The sequence below is a fragment of the Flavipsychrobacter sp. genome (assembly GCA_041392855.1).
Classification (GTDB): domain Bacteria; phylum Bacteroidota; class Bacteroidia; order Chitinophagales; family Chitinophagaceae; genus UBA5543.
Genome location: JAWKLD010000001.1, coordinates 1,059,397 through 1,083,097, shown reverse-complemented (window position 1 = coordinate 1,083,097; position 23,701 = coordinate 1,059,397). Strand labels below are relative to the sequence as shown.

At 40.0% G+C, this 23,701-nt stretch carries 25 protein-coding genes; 11 read left to right on the top strand and 14 right to left on the bottom strand.

Annotation, left to right across the window (positions count from 1 at the left end):
- Nucleotides 1–19: 19 nt before the first annotated feature.
- Entirely contained in the window at nt 20–517 is a 498-nt protein-coding gene (locus R2800_05225) for a GNAT family N-acetyltransferase (protein MEZ5016434.1), read from the bottom strand.
- A 34-nt stretch (nt 518–551) separates the two neighbouring features.
- Nucleotides 552–2,156: a hypothetical protein gene (locus tag R2800_05220; GenBank protein MEZ5016433.1), complete on the bottom strand. Its 1,605-nt coding sequence runs from the start codon at nt 2,154–2,156 to the stop codon at nt 552–554.
- A 49-nt stretch (nt 2,157–2,205) separates the two neighbouring features.
- Here R2800_05220 and R2800_05215 point away from each other — a divergent pair, with 49 nt between their 5' ends.
- Nucleotides 2,206–2,388 (top strand): hypothetical protein, encoded by a 183-nt coding sequence (locus tag R2800_05215; GenBank protein ID MEZ5016432.1) that lies wholly within the window; start codon nt 2,206–2,208, stop codon nt 2,386–2,388.
- A 9-nt stretch (nt 2,389–2,397) separates the two neighbouring features.
- On the opposite strand, the gene R2800_05210 is transcribed toward R2800_05215, so the two are convergent.
- Nucleotides 2,398–2,622, bottom strand: a complete 225-nt coding sequence (locus R2800_05210) for a VF530 family protein (protein ID MEZ5016431.1) — start codon at nt 2,620–2,622, stop codon at nt 2,398–2,400.
- A gap of 12 nt (nt 2,623–2,634) precedes the next feature.
- On the bottom strand, nt 2,635–3,444 hold the full coding sequence (locus tag R2800_05205; protein MEZ5016430.1) for a carcinine hydrolase/isopenicillin-N N-acyltransferase family protein: 810 nt from the start codon (nt 3,442–3,444) through the stop codon (nt 2,635–2,637).
- A gap of 107 nt (nt 3,445–3,551) precedes the next feature.
- Here R2800_05205 and R2800_05200 point away from each other — a divergent pair, with 107 nt between their 5' ends.
- The gene (locus R2800_05200) at nt 3,552–4,370 is read left to right on the top strand and encodes a hypothetical protein (protein ID MEZ5016429.1); all 819 of its coding nucleotides are present in this window, start codon (nt 3,552–3,554) and stop codon (nt 4,368–4,370) included.
- A gap of 75 nt (nt 4,371–4,445) precedes the next feature.
- On the opposite strand, the gene R2800_05195 is transcribed toward R2800_05200, so the two are convergent.
- From R2800_05195 to R2800_05185, 3 genes are read right to left on the bottom strand one after another with little or no spacing between them, the layout of a single operon-like run.
- The gene (locus tag R2800_05195; GenBank protein ID MEZ5016428.1) at nt 4,446–4,919 is read right to left on the bottom strand and encodes a hypothetical protein; all 474 of its coding nucleotides are present in this window, start codon (nt 4,917–4,919) and stop codon (nt 4,446–4,448) included.
- Nucleotides 4,916–5,311, bottom strand: coding sequence for a hypothetical protein (locus R2800_05190; protein ID MEZ5016427.1), 396 nt, complete (start codon nt 5,309–5,311; stop codon nt 4,916–4,918). Before R2800_05190 ends, R2800_05195 begins: the two co-directional genes overlap by 4 nt.
- A gap of 32 nt (nt 5,312–5,343) precedes the next feature.
- Complete coding sequence (locus R2800_05185; protein ID MEZ5016426.1) at nt 5,344–6,597, bottom strand: MFS transporter; 1,254 nt, start codon at nt 6,595–6,597, stop codon at nt 5,344–5,346.
- Between the two features lie 189 nt (nt 6,598–6,786).
- Between R2800_05185 and R2800_05180 the strand changes: the two genes are divergently transcribed.
- The 6 genes from R2800_05180 (at nt 6,787) to R2800_05155 (ending at nt 11,676) form a co-directional block, all read left to right on the top strand.
- Nucleotides 6,787–7,371: a hypothetical protein gene (locus tag R2800_05180; protein ID MEZ5016425.1), complete on the top strand. Its 585-nt coding sequence runs from the start codon at nt 6,787–6,789 to the stop codon at nt 7,369–7,371.
- A complete protein-coding gene (locus R2800_05175) occupies nt 7,371–8,162 on the top strand; it encodes a hypothetical protein (protein ID MEZ5016424.1) in 792 nt (263 codons plus the stop codon). The genes R2800_05180 and R2800_05175 overlap by 1 nt, the downstream gene beginning before the upstream one ends.
- Nucleotides 8,163–8,204: 42 nt before the next feature.
- Entirely contained in the window at nt 8,205–9,464 is a 1,260-nt protein-coding gene (locus R2800_05170; GenBank protein ID MEZ5016423.1) for an ABC transporter permease, read from the top strand.
- 6 nt (nt 9,465–9,470) lie between these two features.
- Nucleotides 9,471–9,971 (top strand): phosphoribosyltransferase family protein, encoded by a 501-nt coding sequence (locus R2800_05165; protein MEZ5016422.1) that lies wholly within the window; start codon nt 9,471–9,473, stop codon nt 9,969–9,971.
- A gap of 26 nt (nt 9,972–9,997) precedes the next feature.
- Nucleotides 9,998–10,945, top strand: coding sequence for an isoaspartyl peptidase/L-asparaginase (locus R2800_05160; GenBank protein MEZ5016421.1), 948 nt, complete (start codon nt 9,998–10,000; stop codon nt 10,943–10,945).
- 362 nt (nt 10,946–11,307) lie between these two features.
- Entirely contained in the window at nt 11,308–11,676 is a 369-nt protein-coding gene (locus R2800_05155) for a hypothetical protein (GenBank protein MEZ5016420.1), read from the top strand.
- Here R2800_05155 and R2800_05150 read toward each other — a convergent pair.
- From R2800_05150 to R2800_05140, 3 genes are all read right to left on the bottom strand, one after another.
- The gene (locus R2800_05150) at nt 11,655–12,581 is read right to left on the bottom strand and encodes a hypothetical protein (GenBank protein ID MEZ5016419.1); all 927 of its coding nucleotides are present in this window, start codon (nt 12,579–12,581) and stop codon (nt 11,655–11,657) included. The genes R2800_05155 and R2800_05150 overlap by 22 nt on opposite strands.
- Nucleotides 12,582–12,603: 22 nt before the next feature.
- Nucleotides 12,604–13,737, bottom strand: coding sequence for a beta-ketoacyl-ACP synthase III (locus R2800_05145; protein MEZ5016418.1), 1,134 nt, complete (start codon nt 13,735–13,737; stop codon nt 12,604–12,606).
- Between the two features lie 202 nt (nt 13,738–13,939).
- Nucleotides 13,940–15,442 carry a trypsin-like peptidase domain-containing protein gene (locus tag R2800_05140; protein MEZ5016417.1) on the bottom strand — a complete coding sequence of 501 codons (1,503 nt, stop codon included), beginning with the start codon at nt 15,440–15,442 and terminating at the stop codon, nt 13,940–13,942.
- A 286-nt stretch (nt 15,443–15,728) separates the two neighbouring features.
- On the opposite strand from R2800_05140, the gene fusA reads away from it, so the two are divergent.
- On the top strand, nt 15,729–17,876 hold the full coding sequence (fusA, locus tag R2800_05135; GenBank protein ID MEZ5016416.1) for an elongation factor G: 2,148 nt from the start codon (nt 15,729–15,731) through the stop codon (nt 17,874–17,876).
- Between the two features lie 71 nt (nt 17,877–17,947).
- On the opposite strand, the gene R2800_05130 is transcribed toward fusA, so the two are convergent.
- Together R2800_05130 and R2800_05125 are read right to left on the bottom strand one after the other, a co-directional pair.
- Nucleotides 17,948–18,157 carry a hypothetical protein gene (locus tag R2800_05130; GenBank protein ID MEZ5016415.1) on the bottom strand — a complete coding sequence of 70 codons (210 nt, stop codon included), beginning with the start codon at nt 18,155–18,157 and terminating at the stop codon, nt 17,948–17,950.
- Between the two features lie 70 nt (nt 18,158–18,227).
- Nucleotides 18,228–18,968 (bottom strand): hypothetical protein, encoded by a 741-nt coding sequence (locus tag R2800_05125; protein MEZ5016414.1) that lies wholly within the window; start codon nt 18,966–18,968, stop codon nt 18,228–18,230.
- An 80-nt stretch (nt 18,969–19,048) separates the two neighbouring features.
- Between R2800_05125 and R2800_05120 the strand changes: the two genes are divergently transcribed.
- Complete coding sequence (locus R2800_05120) at nt 19,049–19,669, top strand: Crp/Fnr family transcriptional regulator (protein MEZ5016413.1); 621 nt, start codon at nt 19,049–19,051, stop codon at nt 19,667–19,669.
- Between the two features lie 86 nt (nt 19,670–19,755).
- Nucleotides 19,756–22,128, top strand: a complete 2,373-nt coding sequence (locus R2800_05115; GenBank protein MEZ5016412.1) for a TonB-dependent receptor — start codon at nt 19,756–19,758, stop codon at nt 22,126–22,128.
- 61 nt (nt 22,129–22,189) lie between these two features.
- On the opposite strand, the gene R2800_05110 is transcribed toward R2800_05115, so the two are convergent.
- On the bottom strand, nt 22,190–22,699 hold the full coding sequence (locus R2800_05110; GenBank protein MEZ5016411.1) for a DUF4920 domain-containing protein: 510 nt from the start codon (nt 22,697–22,699) through the stop codon (nt 22,190–22,192).
- Nucleotides 22,700–22,712: 13 nt separating this feature from the next.
- Nucleotides 22,713–23,693, bottom strand: coding sequence for an ADP-glyceromanno-heptose 6-epimerase (gene rfaD, locus R2800_05105; GenBank protein MEZ5016410.1), 981 nt, complete (start codon nt 23,691–23,693; stop codon nt 22,713–22,715).
- Between the last annotated feature and the right edge of the window lie 8 nt (nt 23,694–23,701).

Sequence of the window (23,701 nt, the reverse complement as noted above, 5' to 3'; positions counted from 1 at the left end):
GATGTACTTACTACCACTATCATGTACCAATTAGTACATACTGCTTAGCTTGGTTGCCGTTGAGAGTAATGTCTTTATCGAAGGGGATGCCTAGCTTTTCTATCACACGTATGGAGGCGATGTTCTCCTGGTACACCACACAGGTTATTTCGGGGAAGTGAAATAGGTTGATGCCTAGCTTTAGCACAGCCTTGGCTGCTTCGGTAGCATAGCCCTTGCCCCAGTGTTGTTGGGCTAGTCGCCACCCAAAATCTATACGGTTATCTATAGCCATGTAGCCACAGAAGCCAATAAGCTCTTCGGTCTCTTTCAGGAAAATAGGAAAGCGCGACCAACCATTATCCTCATAGCTCTTCATCGACTTAAGCACATAGGCTTTCGCTTCTTCGTAGGTAGGGGTGTGCCCATCACCTATATAACGCATCACCTCGGGGTTAGACACAAGTGCAGCGTAGTGCGGAATATCCGTTTGTTGCCAAGTGTTTATCAGTAGTCGTTCTGTAGTGGCAATGGTCACGATAGTAAAGATAGTTGTTGGGTTGTTTTTTATTTTATGGGGTCTTATTGGCGTCTATTTCTTTTTTAGTCTTGCCTTTCCATTGCTTAGTACGTTTGCCGTTCTTATCATATTCTTTCCATGTGCCTGTTTCTTGTTTTAGGTATACATGTCCCTTTCTCTTCAGCTTGCCATTTTTATAATAGAGCTTGAAGGTGCTTATATTGGTCTTTTTGTTTTTTACCTGTAGTGTTTTCAGTTCGCCGCTTTCGTAATATCCCTTATAGGTTATTTGTTTGCCTTTGTATGGTGATGTGGTTTCATGTTGTATGTTGCCGTTAGGGTAGCACTGTTTGAGGTATATGACGGAGTCTTTATATCGTTTGGTTTCATAAGATAATGTTTGGTTTTCATAGGAGAAGGATTGGTAGGTAATTACTCCTTTATCATCCATCGTTCTTTTTTCAGAGAGGTCACCTTTATGGTCGTAAGATAAAAATGGTGCTATTTCTTTTCCTCTATGCATTATGCCATAGTCTTCATTTTTTTTAGGTGGGTCGTAAGTGCTTAGGTAAGATAGTGCTCCATTTTCATTGTATCTTTTTTCCGCCCAGTTGTTACTACCATCTCCTACAGGCGTGTATTCGCGCTTTAGCTTTCCTTCAAAAAAGCTTTTTGTCCATAGCGTGTGTATGCCTTGCTCGTACTGTTTTAGAACTTTACTGTTAGGTATGGCTGTGTTCTTAATGCGCCCGCTGTCGTCTTTAAAATAAGAGGTGGTCACCCATATGCTATCTCTAAGCCCATCGGTATACTTACCTACAATGCTATCTCTGCTATGTCTATTATCCTCATAGTATTCCCATATGCCATTGGGCTTATCGTTGGCAAAGCCTCCTTTGCTCATAAGTTTGCCTTCACTGGTATATAGCTCATAATAGCCACCTTGTAGTCTTAAGCGATCCATTTGGTTAAGAAAGGCAGTGTCGTGGTGGTAAACCGTTTTCTCCGAAAGACAATCGTGAGAGAAGGAGAAATATAGTTTTGTAACTATATCATCATGATGTTCTTTACCTTCATATTTATTGATCAGCGTTGTGTCCAGGTCAAAATAGCTATTAGGTTGGTAGGCTGTTGGGGGTAATGTTTCCAGATAGACGAAGTAGAAATCATCAGCCTTGCTTATACTGTCTAGTTGCTTTTTGAGTAGCTTGTTGTTGCTGGCAGTTATGCTGTCAATTGGCACAGGTTCTTGTACAATGTCTTTTTCTATCCAAAGATCAAAGGTGTCTTTTCCGTACAAATAATGCTCGTCATCAGCATAAAATAGATAGGTGTTATTTAACCTCAAACTTGGGTTGATAGGCATTTCTTTAATATTGCCCAGAATAGTACACGGACCAAGGCCAATGGCTTGAGTAGTACCTATTACTTTAGAAGACTGTTTTTTTCCTCTATACCATTTCGTTACCTGAAGCTCATAGATGTATTCGATATTGCCTTCCTTCTCGAAAAGGTTTTTGGTGAGCACCTTTGCCTTGAATATATAAGGTGTGTTGTGGTATCTCCATGTGGTGGTCTCCTCTTGTTGTTCTACTGGTTGTGCAGTTGTGGCAATGCTAATGATCAAAAAGGAGAGTAAGGAAAGGTATTGTTTCATCTACTACTAAGATAAAGCTTTTCTTCTTGGCTTTGTTATATCTTACAGCATGAGTAATACTTGGCTGTTTTTCAGAAACTTTCCCTTGCTGATACTTCTATTTGGTCTGCTGCTTTTTGTGTTGTCTTTTATCAGCACCTCCAAGAAGTGGGAGTTAAGAGCATGGGGTATGTATAGTCTCTTAGCAGGTGGACTGTTATACCTTATCAGCTTTACACTTTGTAGTGCCTAATGTGTTGTTTTAATCTTCCGTTATCATCAGTAGATACAGGTCTTCCACCTGTTTGCGTGCCCAAGGTGTTTTGCGCAGGAAGGTGAGGCTCGATTTTATACTGGGGTCGTACCTGAAGCAGCGGATATTGATGCGGTTGCCCAGCTCTTCAAAACCAAAACGGTCTACCAGTTGCTCCAGCATCATGAGTAGGGTAATGCCGTGTAGCGGGTTGTTCTTCTGTATTTCTGCCATTATGTAAAGGTATTACTTCAACGGTATCTTTCTTCTTTTACCCTGTGCAAATGTTTTTTTGAGGTCTAGTTTTGTTACCTTCTTATTATCTAGTTGGTATACCAGTACCAGTTTCATATCGCTAATGTTGATGAAGGTAGAGTAGAGTGTGCCCCCTGTTTTGCCCTCTACGGAGTTGGGCGGTTGTGCTGCACCGCTTAAGAAATTGCTCACTTCCAAAAAGCTTAGGCTGTCCTTTCCTTCGGCGGCGTTCATCTTGTCTATTATGCTGTTGTACCTGTAGCAGGGGTAGTTGCCCTGTGTGGTGTCGGCAAGTAAGAAGTTGGTCATCACTAGGCGGTTGTCTTTAATGGTCGTTATGGTCTTCACGCCATCCAGCCATTCTACCACTACAGCATTTCCTGTACTATCGCCCAGCATCATGTGTGCATTGTTGAGTATGATGTTGCGTTCTTCAAGCAAATGGAGTGCCTCTGTTACATTGTGGCAGGTAGCCAATAGGTCTCTACCCAAATTCCCTTTTTTGTTTTTATGCCCTTTAGGAACTGATTGCTCGGGCGTAACTGCTCCGTCGAAGAATAGCCCAGCTTCGTTGATGCCTCCTTGTGCAAATTTGTCCCACCCATACCAGAGGTTGGCGAGCTTGTCTTTAGTAGCAGGCTCTATTTGTATATAGGCGTTCACGTCAAAGAAATAGTCTTCGTTGTTGGCCACATATATCTTGCCCGTAGCCTTGTCTATATAGTAGAATACAGAGCAAGCATTGGCGCTGGTGAATAGGCTGGTGGTTAGTAATAGCAGTAATGTGTGTAGTAGGTTCATGTAGTTGCAAAGCTATGGTGTGATACTATAAGAGGGTGTTAAGGTTGTTTTGAAAAAGAAAGTAGGTTTCTATACATTTATGGATAATTAGTACTAAAAACCTATATATGAGAAACGCCTATCTGCTCCTTTTGAGTATTACGATCTTCTTGTCGGCTTGTACCAAAGAGCCATCCAATCCTACATCCAATGTATCTGTAGTAGTGGATAGTAGTTATATTATCAATGGTATTCAAAATATGAATATTACACTTCGGGAGAAAAAAGAGTTTCCATTGATCGTACAGTTTACCAATAAGGGGGAGCAAGAGCTGATCAACCTAAAAGCAACAGGTATGCCTAAAGGGGTGTCTGTCTACTTCACGCCCAATGGTGGTATTCCTAGTTTCAATACCGTGATGACGGTAGACTCCAAACTGCCTGCCAACGGTAACTACCCTATAAAGATAGAAGGCACATCTACCAGCGGAAAAACAAGAAGCTATGAGGTAACGCTAAACGTTTCCGGTGCTTTGACCGACTGTGCTTCCCTTATCGTAAACAATGCAGAAAAAATAGAAACTACCATACAGGGAGATACGAAGGTGCTATTTGCCGATACGGAGATGGGGTACTATATCAACAATACTTTTGTTGTCAATAACTTGGTGCTAAGACATTTGCCAACTACTGAAGTGGTGGTGTTTGATATTACGAATAGCGTTAATTTCGAGTTTCCGCAACTAATATTCGATTGTGATAAGCGTACCGTTACTATGCCTGAAACCGTGTTGCAAATAAGGGAGTTTGGTCAGAGTGCTAATGTGGTCAATTATACCGTGTCGGGTTCAGGTACATTCAATGCTGATGTCTTAGAAATTATTTATACCTCTAAGTCGAGCAAAGGGGATAACACGTATCGCGCAACAGCAAAGTTGAATTTATAAGTCTATAACTCGTCTTCATACATGAGGAACTTCGCCAAATAAAAGCTGTACTGATAGTTGTTGGGGTAGGTAGATTTACATTTTACTTTTTTCGTAAGTGAATAACAGTTGGTTATACTGCTCAATAAGGGTAGGGTCACCATCTGATTGGCATAGCTCGTCTACTAGGTCGTTTACTAGCCTGAATTCTGTATCGTTTTTTATAGTCCCTCTTTTTAGTATTCTTTTTGCCTTCTTAGCATTAGAGATGTCGTGGATATTTACATTGTATTGCTCTTTTAGTATGGCGTTTAGTTCTTCGTACTGTTCTTTAGTAAGGCAAAGTTTAGCCATTGTATGTAGGTCGTTCTGCGCTTCTTGATAACCTCTTAACCACTCACTTGGAGTGCCATTTTTATTCTGTAACGTATTTTTCGCCTGCTCATAAACAAAGATGCTCTTCTGTTCTTCAAAAAGAGGAGGGTCGTCGTACTTGGTTTCTAAATACTCTAGTATGCTAGTGCACCAGTTGCAAAGGTGTTTTAGTTTTTTCTCAATACTCTCTTTCATTGCCTGTAGGTAGCCTTATATTTTGCTTTGATAGCTGTACGGAAAAATAGAAAAAATGTAAAGCAACTGATTACCAAAAGATAAACACCGTTGATGTCTTTTAGGTTTTGTGACGTGAAGAATATATAGATATAGATGTCTACCAGTAAAAGGATGAGGTTGGCTACTAAAAATCCTACAACGTGTTTTATCCTAAACGATAAGTGAATAGGAAAAGATAGTACTAGAAGTACGATTATTGGTATAAAAGCAAGAATAAAAAAATAGTAGGCAAGACTTGGTAGGTTGTCTAAGCTACGTAACTCGTCTACAGCAACTTGTCCTCTTAAAATGTTGATGAAAAGGAAAAACAAGAAGTACTTAAGGGTTATATAAGCAATTGCTTTTTTCATGAAGCATTGTATTGTGCACAATAGTAAATATACTACTTCCCATCCATACGCAGCTGGCGTAGCTTAGGCGCTTTGAAGTAAGTAATGCCTACTACGCCTAATGTCATACAGCCACCAAATACTACGGCGGTGACCGTGCCCATTAGCTTGGCAGTAAAGCCACTCTCGGCTGCACCCAACTCGTTGCTGGAGGAGATGAACATAGTACTTACTGCAGCTACACGTCCGCGCATAGCATCGGGGGTGTATAGTTGCAGTATAGTGCCACGTATTACCACACTTATAGCATCGAACATGCCACCTAGTAATAACATGCCAAAGGAAAGGATAAAGATGTTGGACAAGCCGAAGATGATGGTCGTTATCCCAAAACCTGCTACAGCAAACAAGAGTTTGATACCTGCGTTCTTCTTCAGTGGCACAAAGGATAGTATGAACAACATGAGTATGGCACCAATGCCCTGTGAGGCGCGCAACCATCCATAGCCCACTTCGCCCACTTGTAATATCTCGTCGGCATATACAGGTAGTAAGGCTACCGCACCACCAAAGAGTACGGCAAACATATCCAGTGCCAATGCCGCCAGTATTATTTGTGTGTTGAACACAAAGCTCAATCCTTCTTTCAAGCTCTTGAATACAGGCTCTTTAGTTTGTTTCATGATAGGCTTGCGTTTGATACGGCTCACCAAGAACAACGCTATCAACTTGAACCCGAATACTGCAGCCAAGCTCCAGCTAAAACCAATATAAGCAATAGCCAAACCTCCTAACAACGGACCTACAACTGCGCCTAGCTGCCAAGCCGTACTGCTCCATGTGCTGCCGTTAGCATATAGTCGCTTAGGTATCAGTAGTGCAAAGAGTGCAAAGTTGGACGGGCTACCAAAGGCACGTATCGCCCCACCTATGAACACACCCAAATAAATAAGCCATACGGTATATTGAGTGCCTACCGTATCTAAAAAAGAGGGTAGCGACAGTAGGAAGTAAAACACAGAGAGTAGCGTAAACCCAACGATGCAGTATAGCATCATATTGCGTTTCTCGCGCTGGTCTACAAAATGCCCGGAGAATAAGGAGAACCCTATAGCGGGTATTACTTCCCACAAGCCAATCATGCCCAGCGTAAGCGGGTCTTTAGTGAGCTTGAACGCCATATATGCCACAATGGTCATCTGCATATTGAGCGACAACAGCAGAAAGAAACGTGTACTTAAAAAGTATCTGAACTCTTTGTAGTTAAGTACCTTATTGTTGAGCAGAAAGCGTAAGGCGTATCTCAAGAGAATTATCTATTTGTGTGCAAAGGTAAGGTTTCGGTAAAACACCATGTATTGAGTTTGCCTATTAACTGTTGGATAAAATTGTATCGTTTGGAGGATATTGCCCTCATTTGGCATTATGTTTGTTTCTATGTTTTACCTAAACCATTTATGTTAGTGGATCATCTTCATTAGTAAATGCTTAACCCTATGTATAGAAAATCTAATACTCAGTTTGCAGTAATGCTGCTTTTTCCTACACTATTAATGCTCTCCGGTTGTTGCGGCTGCGGTAAATATTACAACAATGGTAAGGATAACAATGCATGCATAGTGCTGAATGGTACTAGCATACTAGCCTACAACAATGAAGACAGTGTAGAAAGAGCTATCTATGATAAGGAGCCTGTATATGGAGATGCTTTGCTGCTAAGGGTGACTTTAAAGACCTCTACAGTGCTATGCTATAAAAAGCCGGAGACGAATATTTTATTTCCTGCTGCCTATGCTACCACTTGTCGTTACGATATAGCACCCAATAGGTACAAAGACTCGATAGTACATTACTATATATCTGCCAACAAACCTTATGACGATAGAAATCCCGGAGGTGCTGAGCTGAATGAATTTTTCCTAATGCCCACTGCCGAAGAACTGAACGGTAAAGGTGTATTTGATATATTGGGTATTAAAAGACCGGCAACGAGTGGGGAATATATCTACACTATCAATATACAGCTGGCCGATGGTCGCTATATAGAAGCACATACCTCATCTATAAATGTAGCTAACTAATGAAACGTTTATTGATATTGCTGCTGGTTATCCCATTATTATCTGTAGCAAAAACAAGTAAGGAAACACCAGTGTACTTCAGGTTTGGATATCTGCACACTTCACTATTGGGCAATACCCATGCTTTTCGCAACAATAACTTTTTCTACGGTCAGGGATACAATGGTCATGGCGTAAACATGTCGTTGGCCATACCGTTGAAGAAAAACTGGTATGTGGGTTTTAACTATGAGCCTACATCAATACTTATCCTTACAGACAGGGTTGCCAGTCAGGCCTATACCATTTTTGATGATGCACAGCATTATACACGCATTAATAAGTATAACATAACAAATGAGATAGGCATACATCAATTATCACTGGAGGTAGCAGGCCTTTTCAAAACAAAATATGTAGAGCTAATGCCCACAGTTAAATCAGGTGTATTGATCTACGGCGGTTCGGATGATATCATGAACTATAGTCGCAAAAGACTTAATAGTAACTATACAGACGAAGTTCGTGTGTTGAGAAGTAATAGCCCTACTACCGTTTTTTGGAGTGTAGGTCTGCGGGTCAATAAAAGGTTGTCAAAGATATTTGGATTTACTGGTGGTGTGTTCTACACAGGTGCTCCCGATCTTAATGTGGGGTATATTACCAAGACCACCGATTTCTTGGGGCACTCATGGCAGTCGGCACCTGTGCGGTATACACAGTCTTTTCAAGCGTTTCAGTTTCAGCTTGGCGCCACATTTTATACATGGAAAGGCAGGAGGAAGAGAAATGTTAAAGCTGTAGATAATTAATTATATTTTATCCTCGTCAGTAAACATTAAATTTGCGTATCAATGAATCATTTTGCGCAGATAATAGGTACTAGTGTTGTACAAGCCTTTAGAGAACTAAAGGCCAATAAACTGCGTACATTCCTTTCTCTTTTAGGCATCACTATAGGTATCTTCTGTATAATCTCCGTACTCACTGTGCTGGAGAGTATGCAGAATAATATAAGAGACAATATGGCGAGCTTGGGTAGCGATGTGCTTTACATCAATCGCAAACCTTGGATGGCGGAGAACGGGGAATATAAATGGTGGGAGTATTTGAGAAGACAACCCTTATCTCAAAGAGAGCTGAATGCCATCAGAGAAAAAGTACATGGTGTGGAATATGCTGCACTGTCTTACTCCAAGGGGGTAACCGTAAAATACAAAGACCAAGAACTATCGGGCACGGTAGGCTATGCGGTCACCAATAACTTTGATAAGATACAAACCGTAGATATAGCACAGGGCAGGTACCTCAGCTTTTCTGAAATAGATGGCGGGGTCAATGTTGCTGTTATTGGCGCAGAGGTATATGAGCGATTGTTCAGAGGTAGTAGTGGTGCTATCAATAAGTCTGTCACCTTTATGGGTAGGAAGTTTGCCGTGGTAGGCATCCTCAAACGTTCGGGGCAGAATATGGCGGGCTTCAATTTCGACAATGCAGTTATCTATTCCTTCAACACAGCAAAATCGCTGGTCAACACTTCTTCGCTCAACTGGAACAACGACCCTCTGATAATGGTAAAGGCGCGCGATGGGGTAAATGTAGATGATATGCAGCTGGAGGCAGAAGGTGCGCTCAGGGCTATAAGAAAAGTGAAACCCGGCGAGAAGAACAATTTTGCCATCAATAAACTAAGCCAAGTGTCCGAGAGGATAGATGATGTCTTTGGTGTTATCAACCTCATTGGTGGTGTAATAGGAGGCTTTTCTCTTATTGTAGGGGCTTTTGGTATTGCTAATATTATGTTTGTTACGGTTAAGGAGCGTACCAAAATGATAGGCTTGAAAAAGGCGATAGGAGCACGTTCGCAAAGTATACTCCTGGAGTTTTTGATAGAGGCGGTGACCTTATGCATTACAGGTGGGCTTATAGGTATTGCTATTGTACTACTGTTGGGTGTCTTGCTTACCTATGGTTTCGATTTCCCTACAATATTGTCTTTCAAAAACATTTTTATAGGTATTGGCATTTCCGCAATTGTCGGCGTACTTTCGGGTTTCATTCCGGCACGTACGGCATCTAGGCTCAATCCCGTAGTTGCCATAAGGTCAAACTAAAGGAATATGAAAAAGAAACAAGTACTGATACTAGATAAAGAGCGCATCAACTGGAAGATGCAACGCATGGCCTACCAAGTATGGGAAAACTTTAGCAATGAGCAGGAAGTGACCCTATTGGGCATAGAAGGTAGCGGGGCTACAGTAGCGCGCAGTTTGGCACGCAGACTGGAAGAGATATCGCCAATAAAGGTTAGGGTCATTATCGTGAAGATGAACAAGAAAGAACCTTTGGCAGAAGAAATAGTTATAGGTGAAGATCTTTCTGAAAAAGCCGTGATACTAGTGGATGACGTAGCTAATTCAGGCAGAACATTGCTCTACGCATTAAGACCGCTACTCAACTATAAACTGAAGAAAGTTTTTATAGCAGTGCTGGTAGACCGTAAGCATAAATCATTCCCCATCACCCCAGATATTGTAGGGCATACCGTAGCCACTACTTTGCAAGAACATATAGAAGTAGAGACCGATGGTGACTATATCACCGCGGCATATTTACAATAAGCATTAATAATACTAAGTAATATACAATGGCAATAACACTGGTAATACATGGTGGTGCAGGGAATATTCATCCCGGAATGATGACTAAAGAAGAGGAACAAGCCTATACCGAAGGTTTGAAAAAGGCATTGGACGCGGGGTATAAAGTACTGGAAGAAAAGGGAGCTGCTATGGATGCAGTGGAAGCAGCAATAAAAGAGCTGGAAGATAATCCTTTGTTCAATGCAGGTAAGGGTGCTGTGTATACTAAGAAAGGAGTGAATGAAATGGATGCTGCTTTGATGAATGGTAAGAACCTTGCAGCAGGTGCTATAGCTGGTGTGCGTAATATCAAGAACCCAATATCGCTTGCCAGAGAGGTCATGGAACATTCAGGGCATGTATTCTTGAGTGGAAAGGGCGCTAGTGAGTTTGCTTTGTCTCGTGGTATCGACCAAGTGCCTGACGATTATTTTTACAATAAGCTGCGCTACGATCAATGGTTAGAAATACGCCATAGCGATAGCTATCAATTAGACCATAAAGGAGATAACCTTAAAGGTGCACCTAACGATCATAAGTTTGGTACTGTAGGTGCCGTTGCTTGCGATGCTGAAGGTAATCTTGCCGCAGGTACTTCTACCGGAGGGATGACCAACAAGCGTTTTGGTAGGATAGGTGATAGCCCCGTAATAGGTGCGGGTACTTATGCCAACAATGCCACTTGTGCTATAAGCTGTACAGGACATGGAGAACCTTTTATACAAGCTGTAGTTGCTCATGATGTGAGCTGCCTGATGGAGTATAAAGGACTAAGCCTTCAAGAAGCCTGTGATACAGTGATAAAAGACAAGCTGCTAAAAATAGGTGGCGAAGGTGGACTGATAGCAGTTGATGCTAAAGGTAATGGACTATTCTCCTTCAACTCTAAAGGTATGTACCGTGCTATGAAAAATAGTGAAGGGGTGGAAGAGGTAGCCTACTATGGCGAGTAAATAAATATATGTTGTTATGCCTAAATGGTTATTAGTATTTCTACAGATTTTAAGTATACCATTATTGTTTTTTGGTGCAACTTTTAAAATACAACATTGGCCATTTGGGGGGATAATCTTCTATACTTCTATGAGTATAACACTTTTTTGCTTTGTTTATCAAGTATGGAAGATGTCAAAATTAAATAACAAGGGGAAAACGAAAGGAGTGTATGGATTTATTCTCATGTTGCCATTAACATTGCTTGTATATATAAATGCTCCAGGTCATAATGTTAGGTACTTTTATATAGCTGCAATTTTTATAGTGCTAAACATTATTAACCTAATTTACGTTACACCTAAAATATTTAATAAAGCAAATGAATAACCTTATCAGAAAGATACCACGTATTACACACCTTTTATTTTATATCTACTTGTCTGTATTTATTATTTCCTTGTTGGTTAGAATACAGCACTGGCCTAATTATCAGGAGATATACCTTATCTGTATTGTACTAGGAGCTTTACTTGTTTCCTTTATGTCTATAGAAATAATGACCAGCCAATTGAAAATAACGGATAAGCTCTTGAAGGTAGCGTCAATAGTTGTACCTATTACAATACTTGCAATACTTAAGGCAGAGGCATTGTTGGCACTTGTAGCGCTATCTGGTTTTATTTATATGAGAGTGGTTAGGAAAAAGGTATTCCCGCTAGGTAAGGGTTACAATCGTCCTTCTTCGTAGTCTATTCCTTTGTAGTATTCCACGTCTTTTATCAGGTTGCGCTTCTGTAGCTGTAGCTGTATAAAGGCCGTAAGGTTGGAGATGGGAGAGAGTACGAATATACCTAGCATCAATAAGCGTTGAAATAACTTTACTCTGCTTTTACGATTAGGGTCGCCGGGGCCACCTTTCTCACGTATGTATTTAGCAAACTTTCTAAAATTGGTAATGCCTCTTCGCTCTAGTATTATTAGTCCGGGCTTCATGGTTATGGCGCCCTTGTCTAGCAAATGCGCTTGCAGCTCGCCGAGTTTGTTGTTATTCAGATGATCCAGTATTGGTTGCCCAAATCTTGTAGCTAAACCAATATCCTCTGTACTTACACCCGCCTCAGGTAATATGCCCGACGCTTCTTTCTGTCCTTTGAATGCCCAACGGATTATGGTGAATAATGCCACTAGGTTTGGGTGGGTATCCATCAGTACAATGTTGCCTACCAGTTTACCACCTGCATTGATAATATCTTCCTTCACACATTCTTGCCCGTTCAGCCACATGTTCCTACAACCGATGACCGTCACCACAGGTCTGCCTTTCAATAAGCTCGCATATTGGCTTTTCAGAAAAGAAGTGGTAGGCTGCGATGGACTTAAGAACCAAGGCTGATAACCCAATATTACCAAGTCGTATTCCTTATCCAGTATGTTTTGGGGTATTGGTTTTATAGGACTAGGTACGCGCGCTACACACTCAGGCATAGCATCGAAGAACTTGTCCGACTTCCAAGGGAAAGGATAGTCTTGCTCGGGTTCATACTTTACAATATCAATATCCGCCTCTGCTTTAATATCAGCGGTAAGGTTATTGAGTATATCTCCAAGCTGCCCCGATTGGGAATAGTATAGTACAAGTATGCTTTTCTTCATCGGGATAGTAATTGTCAGTTATTTATACAACCGTAAGGTAGATATAAGCGTAAGAGAAACGTGCACTTTCAGGTACCATCACTAATATTCTGTCTCCTTTCTTCAGCCTACCGCTATTGAACAGTTCCTCCATCATGATAAAAGGAGAAGCACTTCCCACATTACCTACTTTAGGTAGGTTGTAGAACCATTTCTCGTCAGGTAGTTCCAAACCAATAGAGGCCATTACTTCGCCCACTTGTTTTTTGAAGAACTCGCTCGACATATGTGGCAAGAAGTAGTCTATATCATCACTAGTGAGGTTGTGTTTCTCCATTAGCTTTTTCAAGAACACACCACCTTTAGGTACTACATTTGCACCTAGTAGTTTGGTATCCTGCTTTAGAGAGAATACACTATTATTCGCCCATTCTTCAATAGCATGGTCGTTCCAGCCTGTCAGTGAGGTGTCCTCATTTTTGACAGCACCGGCATACATACAAGTTTCCAGCTCATTAGCAAAAGAGGTGATCTCTAACCATTCTATTTTTAGGGATAGACTATCTTTATTAGGTTCGCTCTGCAAGAGGGCAGCTCCTGCACCATCACTAAGCATCCATCTCAAAAAATCTTTTTCAAAAGCTATTATCGGGTTTTCCTCCAATCGCTTTAGGTTTTCTGCTTCTGCTTCAAAGCGAGAAGCGTGCATCCAAGTTGATATCTTTTCAGAACCAGCACTAACAGCATAGTCTGTTTCCCCGCTGCCAATAGACATGTAGGCATATTTCATGCCTTGTATACTACTGCAACAAGCTCCTGATGAGGAGATGAGTTCTACATTTTGTATACCTAACTCTCCATGAGTCATAGCTGCATGAGAGGGTAGTAGCTGATCGGGAGAGGTTGTACCTACAGTAATTAGCTGTAGGTTATCTATAGGTAATTGCTCATCAAACAAAAGCTTAATGGCATTTGCAGTTAATTCTGAGTTTTTATGGGTGCTTTTACCATCTTTGAACGCGTAATAACGTGTTTTGATACCGTTGTTTCTTAACACAATAGCACGCGCCTTCGAAGGTTTATTATTCACATAACCCAACACCTGCTCCATCTCATCATTCGCTATAGGCTCATTGGGTAAAAACTTTGATATTCTTGTTATATAAACGGGTCTCACTATCAAGTATCAATTTGGCTTGCAAAAATAGTCATAATCTATTGCTTTACTAATTCATAGCGAAAATAGTTACACACAGAGTATGAAAACTAAAATACTATTTATACTCTGTATATGGTATCTGTATTTTTGTATATATGTAACTAAAGAGGCATACCCTTTATAGATATGCCTCTGGATGGTTGTTATATGTTTGATCTCGTTATTGTTCTAGACTCTGTAGCTTTTTGATATTGGTGATACCATAATAGAACATAGCTCTATTGCCGGGCACCATTCCTGCTATCTTTACATTGTCATTTTTAGAGATGATCTCTTGCACATCAGCAGGACTATTTACTTCTATATCGTTAATAGACAATATGATAAAGCCTTTTGGCATTGTAGTTTGTTTGGCTAAAATACCGTTCCCTACATCTGTAACTACCACACCGCTTTTCAAACCATATTTGTCTTTTTCAATATTGTTTACGGTACGGAACTGGCCACCAAGCATTTTTGAGACCTCATTTTGCTTTATTATTTCGGTAGTACCATTAATATTTCTTAGTTCTACTGATGTTACCTTCTTTTTCCCATTTCTTACATATCCAACGCTGATATTATCGCCTGGCTTAAATCGGGCAATTTGTTCCTGTAATTCAGGTGAGGTGTTGATCGGCGCACCGTTGATGTCAACGATAAAGTCGCCCTCTTTAAGTCCTGCTTTCTCGGCACCTGAGTTTTCCAGTACTTTGGCTACATATACACCGTTTTCTTTGTCTAGCTTCAAATTGCTAACCACCTCTTCAGAGGCATGCTTTCTGTCTACATAGTTAATACCTAAGTATGCCCTTTGTACAGAACCGTACTCAATAAGGTCGTCTGCTATTTTGCGTACTATATTGGCTGGTATGGCATATGAGTAACCGGCATAAGAGCCTGTAGGGGAGGCTATTGCAGAGTTGACACCTATTAATTGGCCACTGGTGTTTACCAAAGCGCCGCCACTATTGCCGGGGTTTACCGCAGCATCTGTTTGTATAAAAGACTCCACAGGAAGGCTAGATTGACGTCTGTTAATACCCAAAGCTCTGCCTTTCGCACTTACAATGCCCGCCGTAACGGTAGCATCTAGCGTAAGCGGATAGCCTACAGCCAGTACCCACTGGCCAAGCCTTACATCGTCGGAGTTACCAAATTCCATATATGGAAGGTTATTTTCCTCTACTTTAAGAATGGCAATATCCGTAGCAGGGTCTGTAGCTACCAGCTTGGCATCTGCTGTATATCTATCATTGAAAGTTACTTTTACTTCGTCGGCGTCTGATATAACGTGGTTGTTCGTTACAATGTAGCCATTTTCAGAAATGACAACTCCTGAACCCGAGCCCATTTGTGGTGGTATATAATATTGTCTTCTACCAAACAGCTGACCAAAGAAGTCATCTCCAAATCTTGGGTCTTGTGCTATTATAGATTTACCCTTTTTCTGAGTTTTAATATGAACTACAGCACTTACCGAAGCTTCTGCAGCAGCTTGAAAATCGATAGGGGCTGCTGCTGCTACCGTATTCCCTGAATACTTAGCATAGTTGACCGGTAGCGCACGGTTTTCAGTCTGTTGTACAATTATAGGATCGTTTTGAAATTTAGCTGCTATAAACACTGTTGCTATAGATGTGATAGCAGCGGTAAGGACAACTGGAATGATTTTTAGTTTCATGTTTGTTCTATTTTCTGTTCACAATTTCTGATCTATACAAAAATATTATCTATCAATGATAGAAAAGTGTTAAAAACACCTGCTGGTAAGCGTATTAGCTATAGAAAAAGTTAAAATGTAATAAATGGTTATATATAATAATATATTTAATGCAAATAGGAAGCATCAATACATTTGAACATATAAATAAAACAGTTAAATAAGTCGTTTTTTCCTTTAATAAAATCATTACCTTTGCACCTCATTTAAATAATAGAATCTTTTAATTTAACTCAATATCTGAACAATGGCAGACTTACGCTTACAGCGCAACTTTGGTATTGCAGCTCACATTGATGCTGGTAAAACCACAACTACAGAACGTATTCTTTATTACACAGGTGTAAACCACAAGATAGGTGAGGTGCACGATGGTGCTGCTACCATGGACTGGATGGCACAAGAGCAAGAGCGTGGTATCACTATTACTTCTGCTGCTACTACTTGTTTTTGGAACTTCCCAACTGTACAAGGTCAGCCAACTGATGAGTCTCAACAATACAAATTCAATATAATCGATACTCCGGGTCACGTTGACTTTACTGTAGAGGTAGAGCGTTCTATGCGTGTATTGGATGGTCTTGTAGCTTTGTTCTCTGCGGTTGATGGTGTTGAGCCTCAATCTGAGACTGTATGGCGTCAAGCAAACCGTTATAGAGTACCACGTATCGGTTTCGTAAACAAAATGGACCGTATCGGTGCTGACTTCCTAATGGTGGTTAAGCAAGTACGTGATATGTTGGGTGCAAAAGCGGTGCCTTTACAACTACCAATTGGTGCTGAAGATGATTTTAAAGGTATCGTTAACTTGATCACAATGAAATCTGTGGTTTGGGACGATTCTACTCAAGGTATGACTTATACTGAAGGTGAAATACCTGCGGATATGGTTGACGAAGCTAACCAATACCGTGCTGAGCTTGTAGAAGCTGTAGCTGAGTATGATGATAACCTAATGGAGAAATTCTTCGACGATCCTGATACGATCACTGAAGAGGAGATCCACGAAGCTATCCGTAAAGCAACTATCGACCTAAGCATTATCCCAATGCTATGTGGTTCTGCATATAAGAATAAGGGTGTACAAACTGCTCTTGACTGCGTTATCCGTTACCTACCTAGCCCAGTAGACGTAGAGGCTATCAACGGTACTGATATCAATGGTGAGCCGCTTACTCGTAAGCCAGATCCACAAGAGCCATTCTCAGCACTTGCGTTCAAGATCATGACTGACCCATTCGTAGGTCGTCTAGCATTCTTCCGTTGCTACAGCGGTACGCTTGATGCAGGTTCTTATACATACAATATGCGTTCTGGTCGTAAAGAGCGTATCAGCCGTATCATGCAGATGCACGCTAACAAGCAAAACCCAATTGATAAGATCATGGCGGGTGATATTGGTGCAGCAGTAGGTTTTAAAGATATCAAAACAGGTGATACTCTTTGTGATGAGAACAACCAGATCATCCTAGAGAACATGTTCATCCCTGATTCAGTTATCTCGATAGCTGTTGAGCCAAAAACTCAAGCTGACGTTGATAAAATGGGTATGGCTATCGCTAAACTTGTTGAGGAAGATCCAACACTACGTGTTAAGACTGACGAAGAGACTGGCCAAACTATCTTGAGTGGTATGGGTGAGCTTCACTTAGACATCATCATCGACCGTATGCGTCGTGAGTTTAAAGTAGAAGTTAACCAAGGTGCTCCTCAGGTGGCTTACAAAGAGTCTTTCAGAGATATGGTTACACACCGTGAGACTTATAAGAAGCAAACTGGTGGTAAAGGTAAATTCGCTGATATCCAAGTTGAGATCGGACCAGCTGATGAGGACTTCTTAGCTGTTGAAGAGAATGGTAAATTCCAATTCATCAATAGTATTGTCGGTGGTTCTATTCCTAAGGAATTCATCCCTGCGGTACAGAAAGGTTTTGAGCAATCAATGAGCACTGGTGTTCTTGCAGGATATCCTGTTGATAGCATGAAAGTTCGTTTGTTTGATGGTTCATTCCACGCTGTCGATTCAGATGCTGTTGCATTCGAATTGTGTGCTAAGAGTGCTTTCCGTGAGGCAGGTAGAAAAGCAAAACCTCAAATTCTTGAGCCTATCATGAAAGTAGAGGTTATTACTCCTGACCAATACATGGGTGATGTGTCTGGTGACTTGAACCGTCGTCGTGCAATGCTTGAGGGTATGGATACTCGTAACAACGCTCAGGTTATCAAAGCGAAAGTTCCATTAAGTGAAATGTTCGGTTATGTAACACAACTTCGTTCTTTATCTTCTGGTCGTGCGTCTTCTGTAATGGAATTCAGCCATTACGCTCCAGCACCAAGAAATATTGAAGAAGAGGTAATTGCAAAATCAAAAGGTAGCAAAGTAGAATCAGAGTAATCTGAATCTTACCGATAAACAAAAAGGAAGCTCAAATGAGCTTCCTTTTTTTATGCGTTAAAAAAAATAAGTTATTTGATATTGCAAGAAACACCAACAGAAGAACTTACTACGTTTGATGTTTCACACTCAGTCTTAGCTAGTGCTTTAGTGTTGTTAATAGTTCTTGACGAAAGAATAGTACCAGTGCTAGTTTCTTTACACTCACAAGTGTAGTCTTTTTTGCAAGACGTGAAACCTATAGCAAGTAATGCGGCAACGAATAGGATAGATTTTTTCATAATAGTCAGTTGTTAAATGTTTCAACAATAATAGAAATATATCATTAAAACTCATAGCTATTAATGAAAATTAATTGTTTATAAATATACCATTGGTATATCTATAGGTGCCGGTAATATACTTGCATGGATAGTCAAGTTCTTCACTTATTTGTGCATGTTCATAGGTGATAGTCATGGTTTTAGGCTGATAAGATAGAGTAGGTGGTACACCTTTGGGTGTTTCAGATTCATCTCCGGTCATACACATGTTTTCAGATGAATAGAAGTAGACATTTAATTCTTTAAACAATGCCCCTTCTTTATTGAATGTGTTGATCTCATTGAATTTTGGTTCTCCTTTAAAGAATACAAGATGTGAAAAGGAAACTTCCGTACCAGTTTCTACACTTCTGGGACGAACATATCGCTTGTCAAAAATTAAATATTCGGTTGTGCTATCTGTATTTTTAAACTTGATTATATCTGTTATCTCAGATAGGTGAGGCATTTGTATATCAGATTCAATAATCTTTTCTCCTTTTTTGTAGTATATATAGGTTTGGAAGGTATTATGACAATATGCCCCGCAAGTTTCTCCATATATAGTAAGTATTTTGAAACTACTATCGGGTGCATAATTTATTTTACCAAAATCAAACGTAGCATTATCGTATTCATCAATACTATTCCTAAGCTCTTTTATTTTTTGATTAATTAAAGAATCGTCTATTGAGCTATTCTTTACCAGTGTTTCTTGTGCGCAGATATTATTGGCAGAAAATATAAATAGTATGACCGCTATATTTTTTATGTGCTTGGTAAGTAGCATATGTCGTAATATATTGATTAAGCTTTATAAGGAATGTTAATTCGTAAGGCTTTTGTAATTTAGATTATCATTCTATACTTATGGATCAGTCGCAAGCGTTAAGTCAAATAAAGGAATACCTGCTACAGTTAATACCTGACTTGCCAGAGGAGGTATGGTTAAGGTTTGTGGAAAAATGCGTGGTGAGAACCTATACCAAGAATACCACTATTTGTAAGCCAGGCATGGTATATAACACAGTCTCTTTTGTGTGTAGTGGCTTGTTGCGTAGTTATTACCTTATTGATGGTAAAGAGATTATTACAGCTTTTGCTTATGAGAATTGTTACTATTCTGAATATGAAAGTTTCTTGACCCAAACAGCTTCTAAAATGTATACTACCACCATGGAAGATACCACAGTAGTAGACATTAATTATAAAGAGCTACAAGATCTATATAGTAACTCTCCAGAATGTGAGAAAATAGGTAGGTTGATAGCAGAGGACTTGTTTATTTTTCTTTCCAACCGCAATTCTTCTTTTCAGTTTGATACGCCTGAGACTCGTTACATAAAGTTTTTAGACGACTGTGAACCAATAATACAACGTATCCCTCAATATATGATCGCGTCTTATCTTGGTCTTACACCTGAAGCGCTAAGCCGCACCCGTGCACGTATGAGTAAGAAGAGTAATAGCCTTATTGATTCGGATCAATAATTTTAATTTTAGAAAACTTATTGACCTAAATCAATTTTTAAGTTCAGGCATAGTTGCAAATTTGCAACTGTATTAAACTAGTACTCATGAAAAAAATTGGGTTAGCCATCTTATCCTTACTGTTGGCTACACAAGTGATTGCTCAAAGCCAAACACAAACTATTTTTGGCACTATTACTGACGATGCTTCTCAGAGCCCCTTGATCGGTGCTACAATTGTTTTAGCGAACAATTCATCTCTAGGAACTGTAACTGACGAATACGGTAATTTCAGGCTTGTAGGTGTGCCAATAGGGCGACAGGCTGTTCAAGTATCTTATACTGGCTATGAAACAAGAGTAATACCTGATATCATCGTTACAGCGGGTAAAGAAGTGGGGCTGAATATCACACTTATCGAGTCAGTAAAGAAATTGGATGAAGTGACCGTTGTTTATAATCGTTCCAACGACCCTGATCGTACTAACAATGATATGGCCATGGTTAGTTCACGTTCCTTCAATATTGGAGACACTAAAAAGTATGCAGGCGCTATAGGCGACCCCTCGCGTATGGCGGCAAATTTTGCTGGGGTAGTATCTGGTAACGATAGTAGAAATGATATCGTGGTAAGAGGAAACTCACCTAATGGTATGCTATGGCAATTAGAAGGCTTGAACATCCCAAACCCCAATCACTTTGGTTCTTTAAATAGCACAGGTGGGCCTGTTAGCATGCTGAACAATAATAACCTTGCCAAGTCCGACTTCTTGACTAGTGCTTACCCGGCACAATATGGTAATGCTTTGGCTGGTGTCTTCGACTTGAGGATGAGGAATGGAAATAGAGATAATCATGAGTTTATGGGTCAGGTGGGTTTTAATGGTTTTGAGCTTGGAGCTGAGGGGCCTATAAGTAAAAAATCACGTTCCTCTTTTCTATTGAACTACAGGTATTCTACCTTAGGTGTGTTTCAGGCACTGGGTATTAATTTTGGTACAGGTGCAGCACTACCTATCTATCAAGATGTGAACTATAAGGTAAGTACAGGAGTAGGTAAAAAAGGTAAGCTTAGCTTTTTTGGTATTGCAGGCCTTAGTAAAATTGATCTTCTAGGTAACGAAGTAGATACCAGCGAGACCAACTTATATGGTAGTGCCTATTCTGATGTAAGAACGACTTATTCTACCACAATAACAGGCTTGGCTTATGAGCATAATATCTCTAGTAAGACGACAGCAAAACTAACTTTGGGTTACAGTACAACATCAGAAGAATTTACCAATGATTCTATTAGTTATGTAGACAGGAATATTGTTTTGCCTAAAGCAGAAGGGAATTTAAAAACAAAGAAGCTATCTGCAGTTTTAGGGCTTTCTCACAAGATCAATGCAAAGAATAGCTTGAAGGGAGGTATCTATTACGACCACACTATTTTCGACCTGTATAATAAAGTGGTATATAATGGCATCATCAATAGAACTATAGTTGACCAGGACGGTAGCTTAGGTTTAGGTCAGGTATACTTACAGTGGAAACATCGGTTTAATGAACAGTTGTCATTAGTTAGTGGTTTGCATGGTCAATATTTGTTCATGAATAATTCAGTTGCTGTAGAGCCAAGAGTTAATTTAAGTTATAAACTAAACAATAAGCATAGGGTAGGGCTTGGTTACGGACTCAATCATCAGATGCAGAGTATATACACCTATTATGTGCAAACAGCTACAACAACGGGAGTACAGCTAACCAATAAAAACTTAGACTTTACAAGAAGTAATCAGTTTGTAGCAACATATGATTGGAACTTTGCACCCAAAATGCGCTTTAAATTAGAGGCTTACTATCAATCCTTATCTAACGTTCCTGTTGAACAACGTGCTTCTTCTTATTCTGCTCTGAATAGTGGCTCTAGCTTTATTCCTGATGATGAAGATAGTCTGGTAAATAATGGAACAGGAACTAACTATGGTGTTGAAATGACTGTTGAGAAGTTCTTCAGCAATAATTATTACTTTCTAGTTACAGGCTCTCTTTTTGATAGCAAATACAAAGGTGGTGATGGTGTAGAAAGAAATACTGCTTTCAATACAGGATATGTACTAAATGTATTGGGAGGTAAAGAGTTCAAATTGGGTAAGAAAGGAAATAATATACTTTCATTGAACCTAAAAGTGGCAACAGTAGGTGGTAGATATTTTACTCCAATTGATCTACAAAGATCGCAAGCTGTAGGCGATGCTGTTTTTGATAGAGCTAATGCTTTTTCTGAAAAACAGAATAACTACTTTAGGGTAGACTTCAAGCTGAGCTATAGAAAAGAATATAAGAAAAGCACACTTGAAGCATCAATAGATCTACAAAACGTAACAAACAATAAGAACATCTTTAGTCAGGGCTTTGATCCAAGAAGGAACAGTATTTACAGTAATTACCAGCAAGGATTTTTCCCTGTGCCAATGGTAAGATATACTTTCTAGAAAAAGATAAAGCCCGCTACATAGAGCGGGCTTTATTATAAATATAAGTTTTGAGCCGTTATTAGTACACTAATAGGCCTGTTGCATTGATCTGTATTTCATCTTTAGGCTCTGTAATAGCCGCTATTTCTTTAGCGGTAGCACCTGCATCAGCAGCATAGTGTTGTAGGTCAGCCACAGAAACAGTTTTCTTCATGCCAGTACCATAGATAATAACTCTGTTGTTCATTAGGTCTTTTGGTATTACAAACTGGTGGTCGTTGAATGTAACAAAGATATCGTCTCCACCTTCGTTCTTTACTCTCATCCAGCAACCTTCTTCTTGGCATACTTCAGAGATATTTGCTTCTATAACCAAGCCTTCCATGCTTTCTTTTTCTTGCATAGAAGTAGTAAAGTCTGCTATTGATATAGGAGTGCTTGCATCAAACTCATCTCCGTAGGCGGTGAATTCCGGTGTAGCTTCTTCTACAGTTTCTGTAGTTTCTTCGGTAGCTTCATTGCTGCCGCAAGATTGTAGTGAAACGACTAAAGCCGTTGCCATAGCAAATGCTAAGATTGTCTTTTTCATAAGTATGATTTTATTAAATATAAGCATCTTTATCTAAGTAGTGGTGTACATAGTCTGCCACACCATCTTCTAAAGAATAAAACTTTTGATCGTACCCTTTACTCAATAGCTTACTCATATCAGCTTCTGTGAAATACTGATATTTATCTCTTATGTCTTCAGGGGTATCTACATAGTCAATATGTTCTGGTAGGGATAAGGCTTTAAAAATAGCTCTTACCAAGTCGTTGAATGTTCGCGCTTCACCTGTACCTAAATTGTATAAGCCACTTTCTGGCTGGTGCTCCATTAGCCACAGGCACACATTTACCACATCGAGTACATATACAAAATCTCTTATTTGCTCTCCGTCCTTATAGTCAGGGTGGTGAGAGCGAAATAGTTTAACAGTACCTTTTTCTTTTATCTGATGGTAGGCATGAAAGATCACAGAGGCCATACGCTTCTTATGATATTCATTAGGGCCATAAACATTAAAGAATTTCAGTCCTGCCCAGAAGGGTGGTGTGTTGTTTTGCTGTAATGCCCACTTGTCAAACTCATTCTTAGATATGCCATAGGCATTGAGGGGAGCCAGTTGGTCGACGATGTTATGATCGTCTTTATAGCCATGCTCACCACCACCATAAGTAGCCGCAGATGAGGCATATACTAATGGTATATTGTGTTGGCTACACAACTCCCACAGTTTAATGGTGTAGTCTAGGTTGAGCTCTTTATGGACTGCGTAGTCCATCTCTGTAGTGTCTGTTCTGGCACCAAGGTGGAAAATGTACTGAATCTCGTTATGATGTTCAGCAAGCCAATTAGGAAATTCTGCTCTGTCTATTTTTTGCAGATAGTTTTTATCTGATAGATTTTGCGCTTTACCTTCTTTGGTAAAATCATCTACCAATATAAGTTGCTCAAAGCCTTTTTGGTTTAAAATGCCTGTTAAGACACTACCGATAAAGCCGGCAGCTCCAGTTACTACAATTGTATCTTCTTTCTGCATCAAATTCC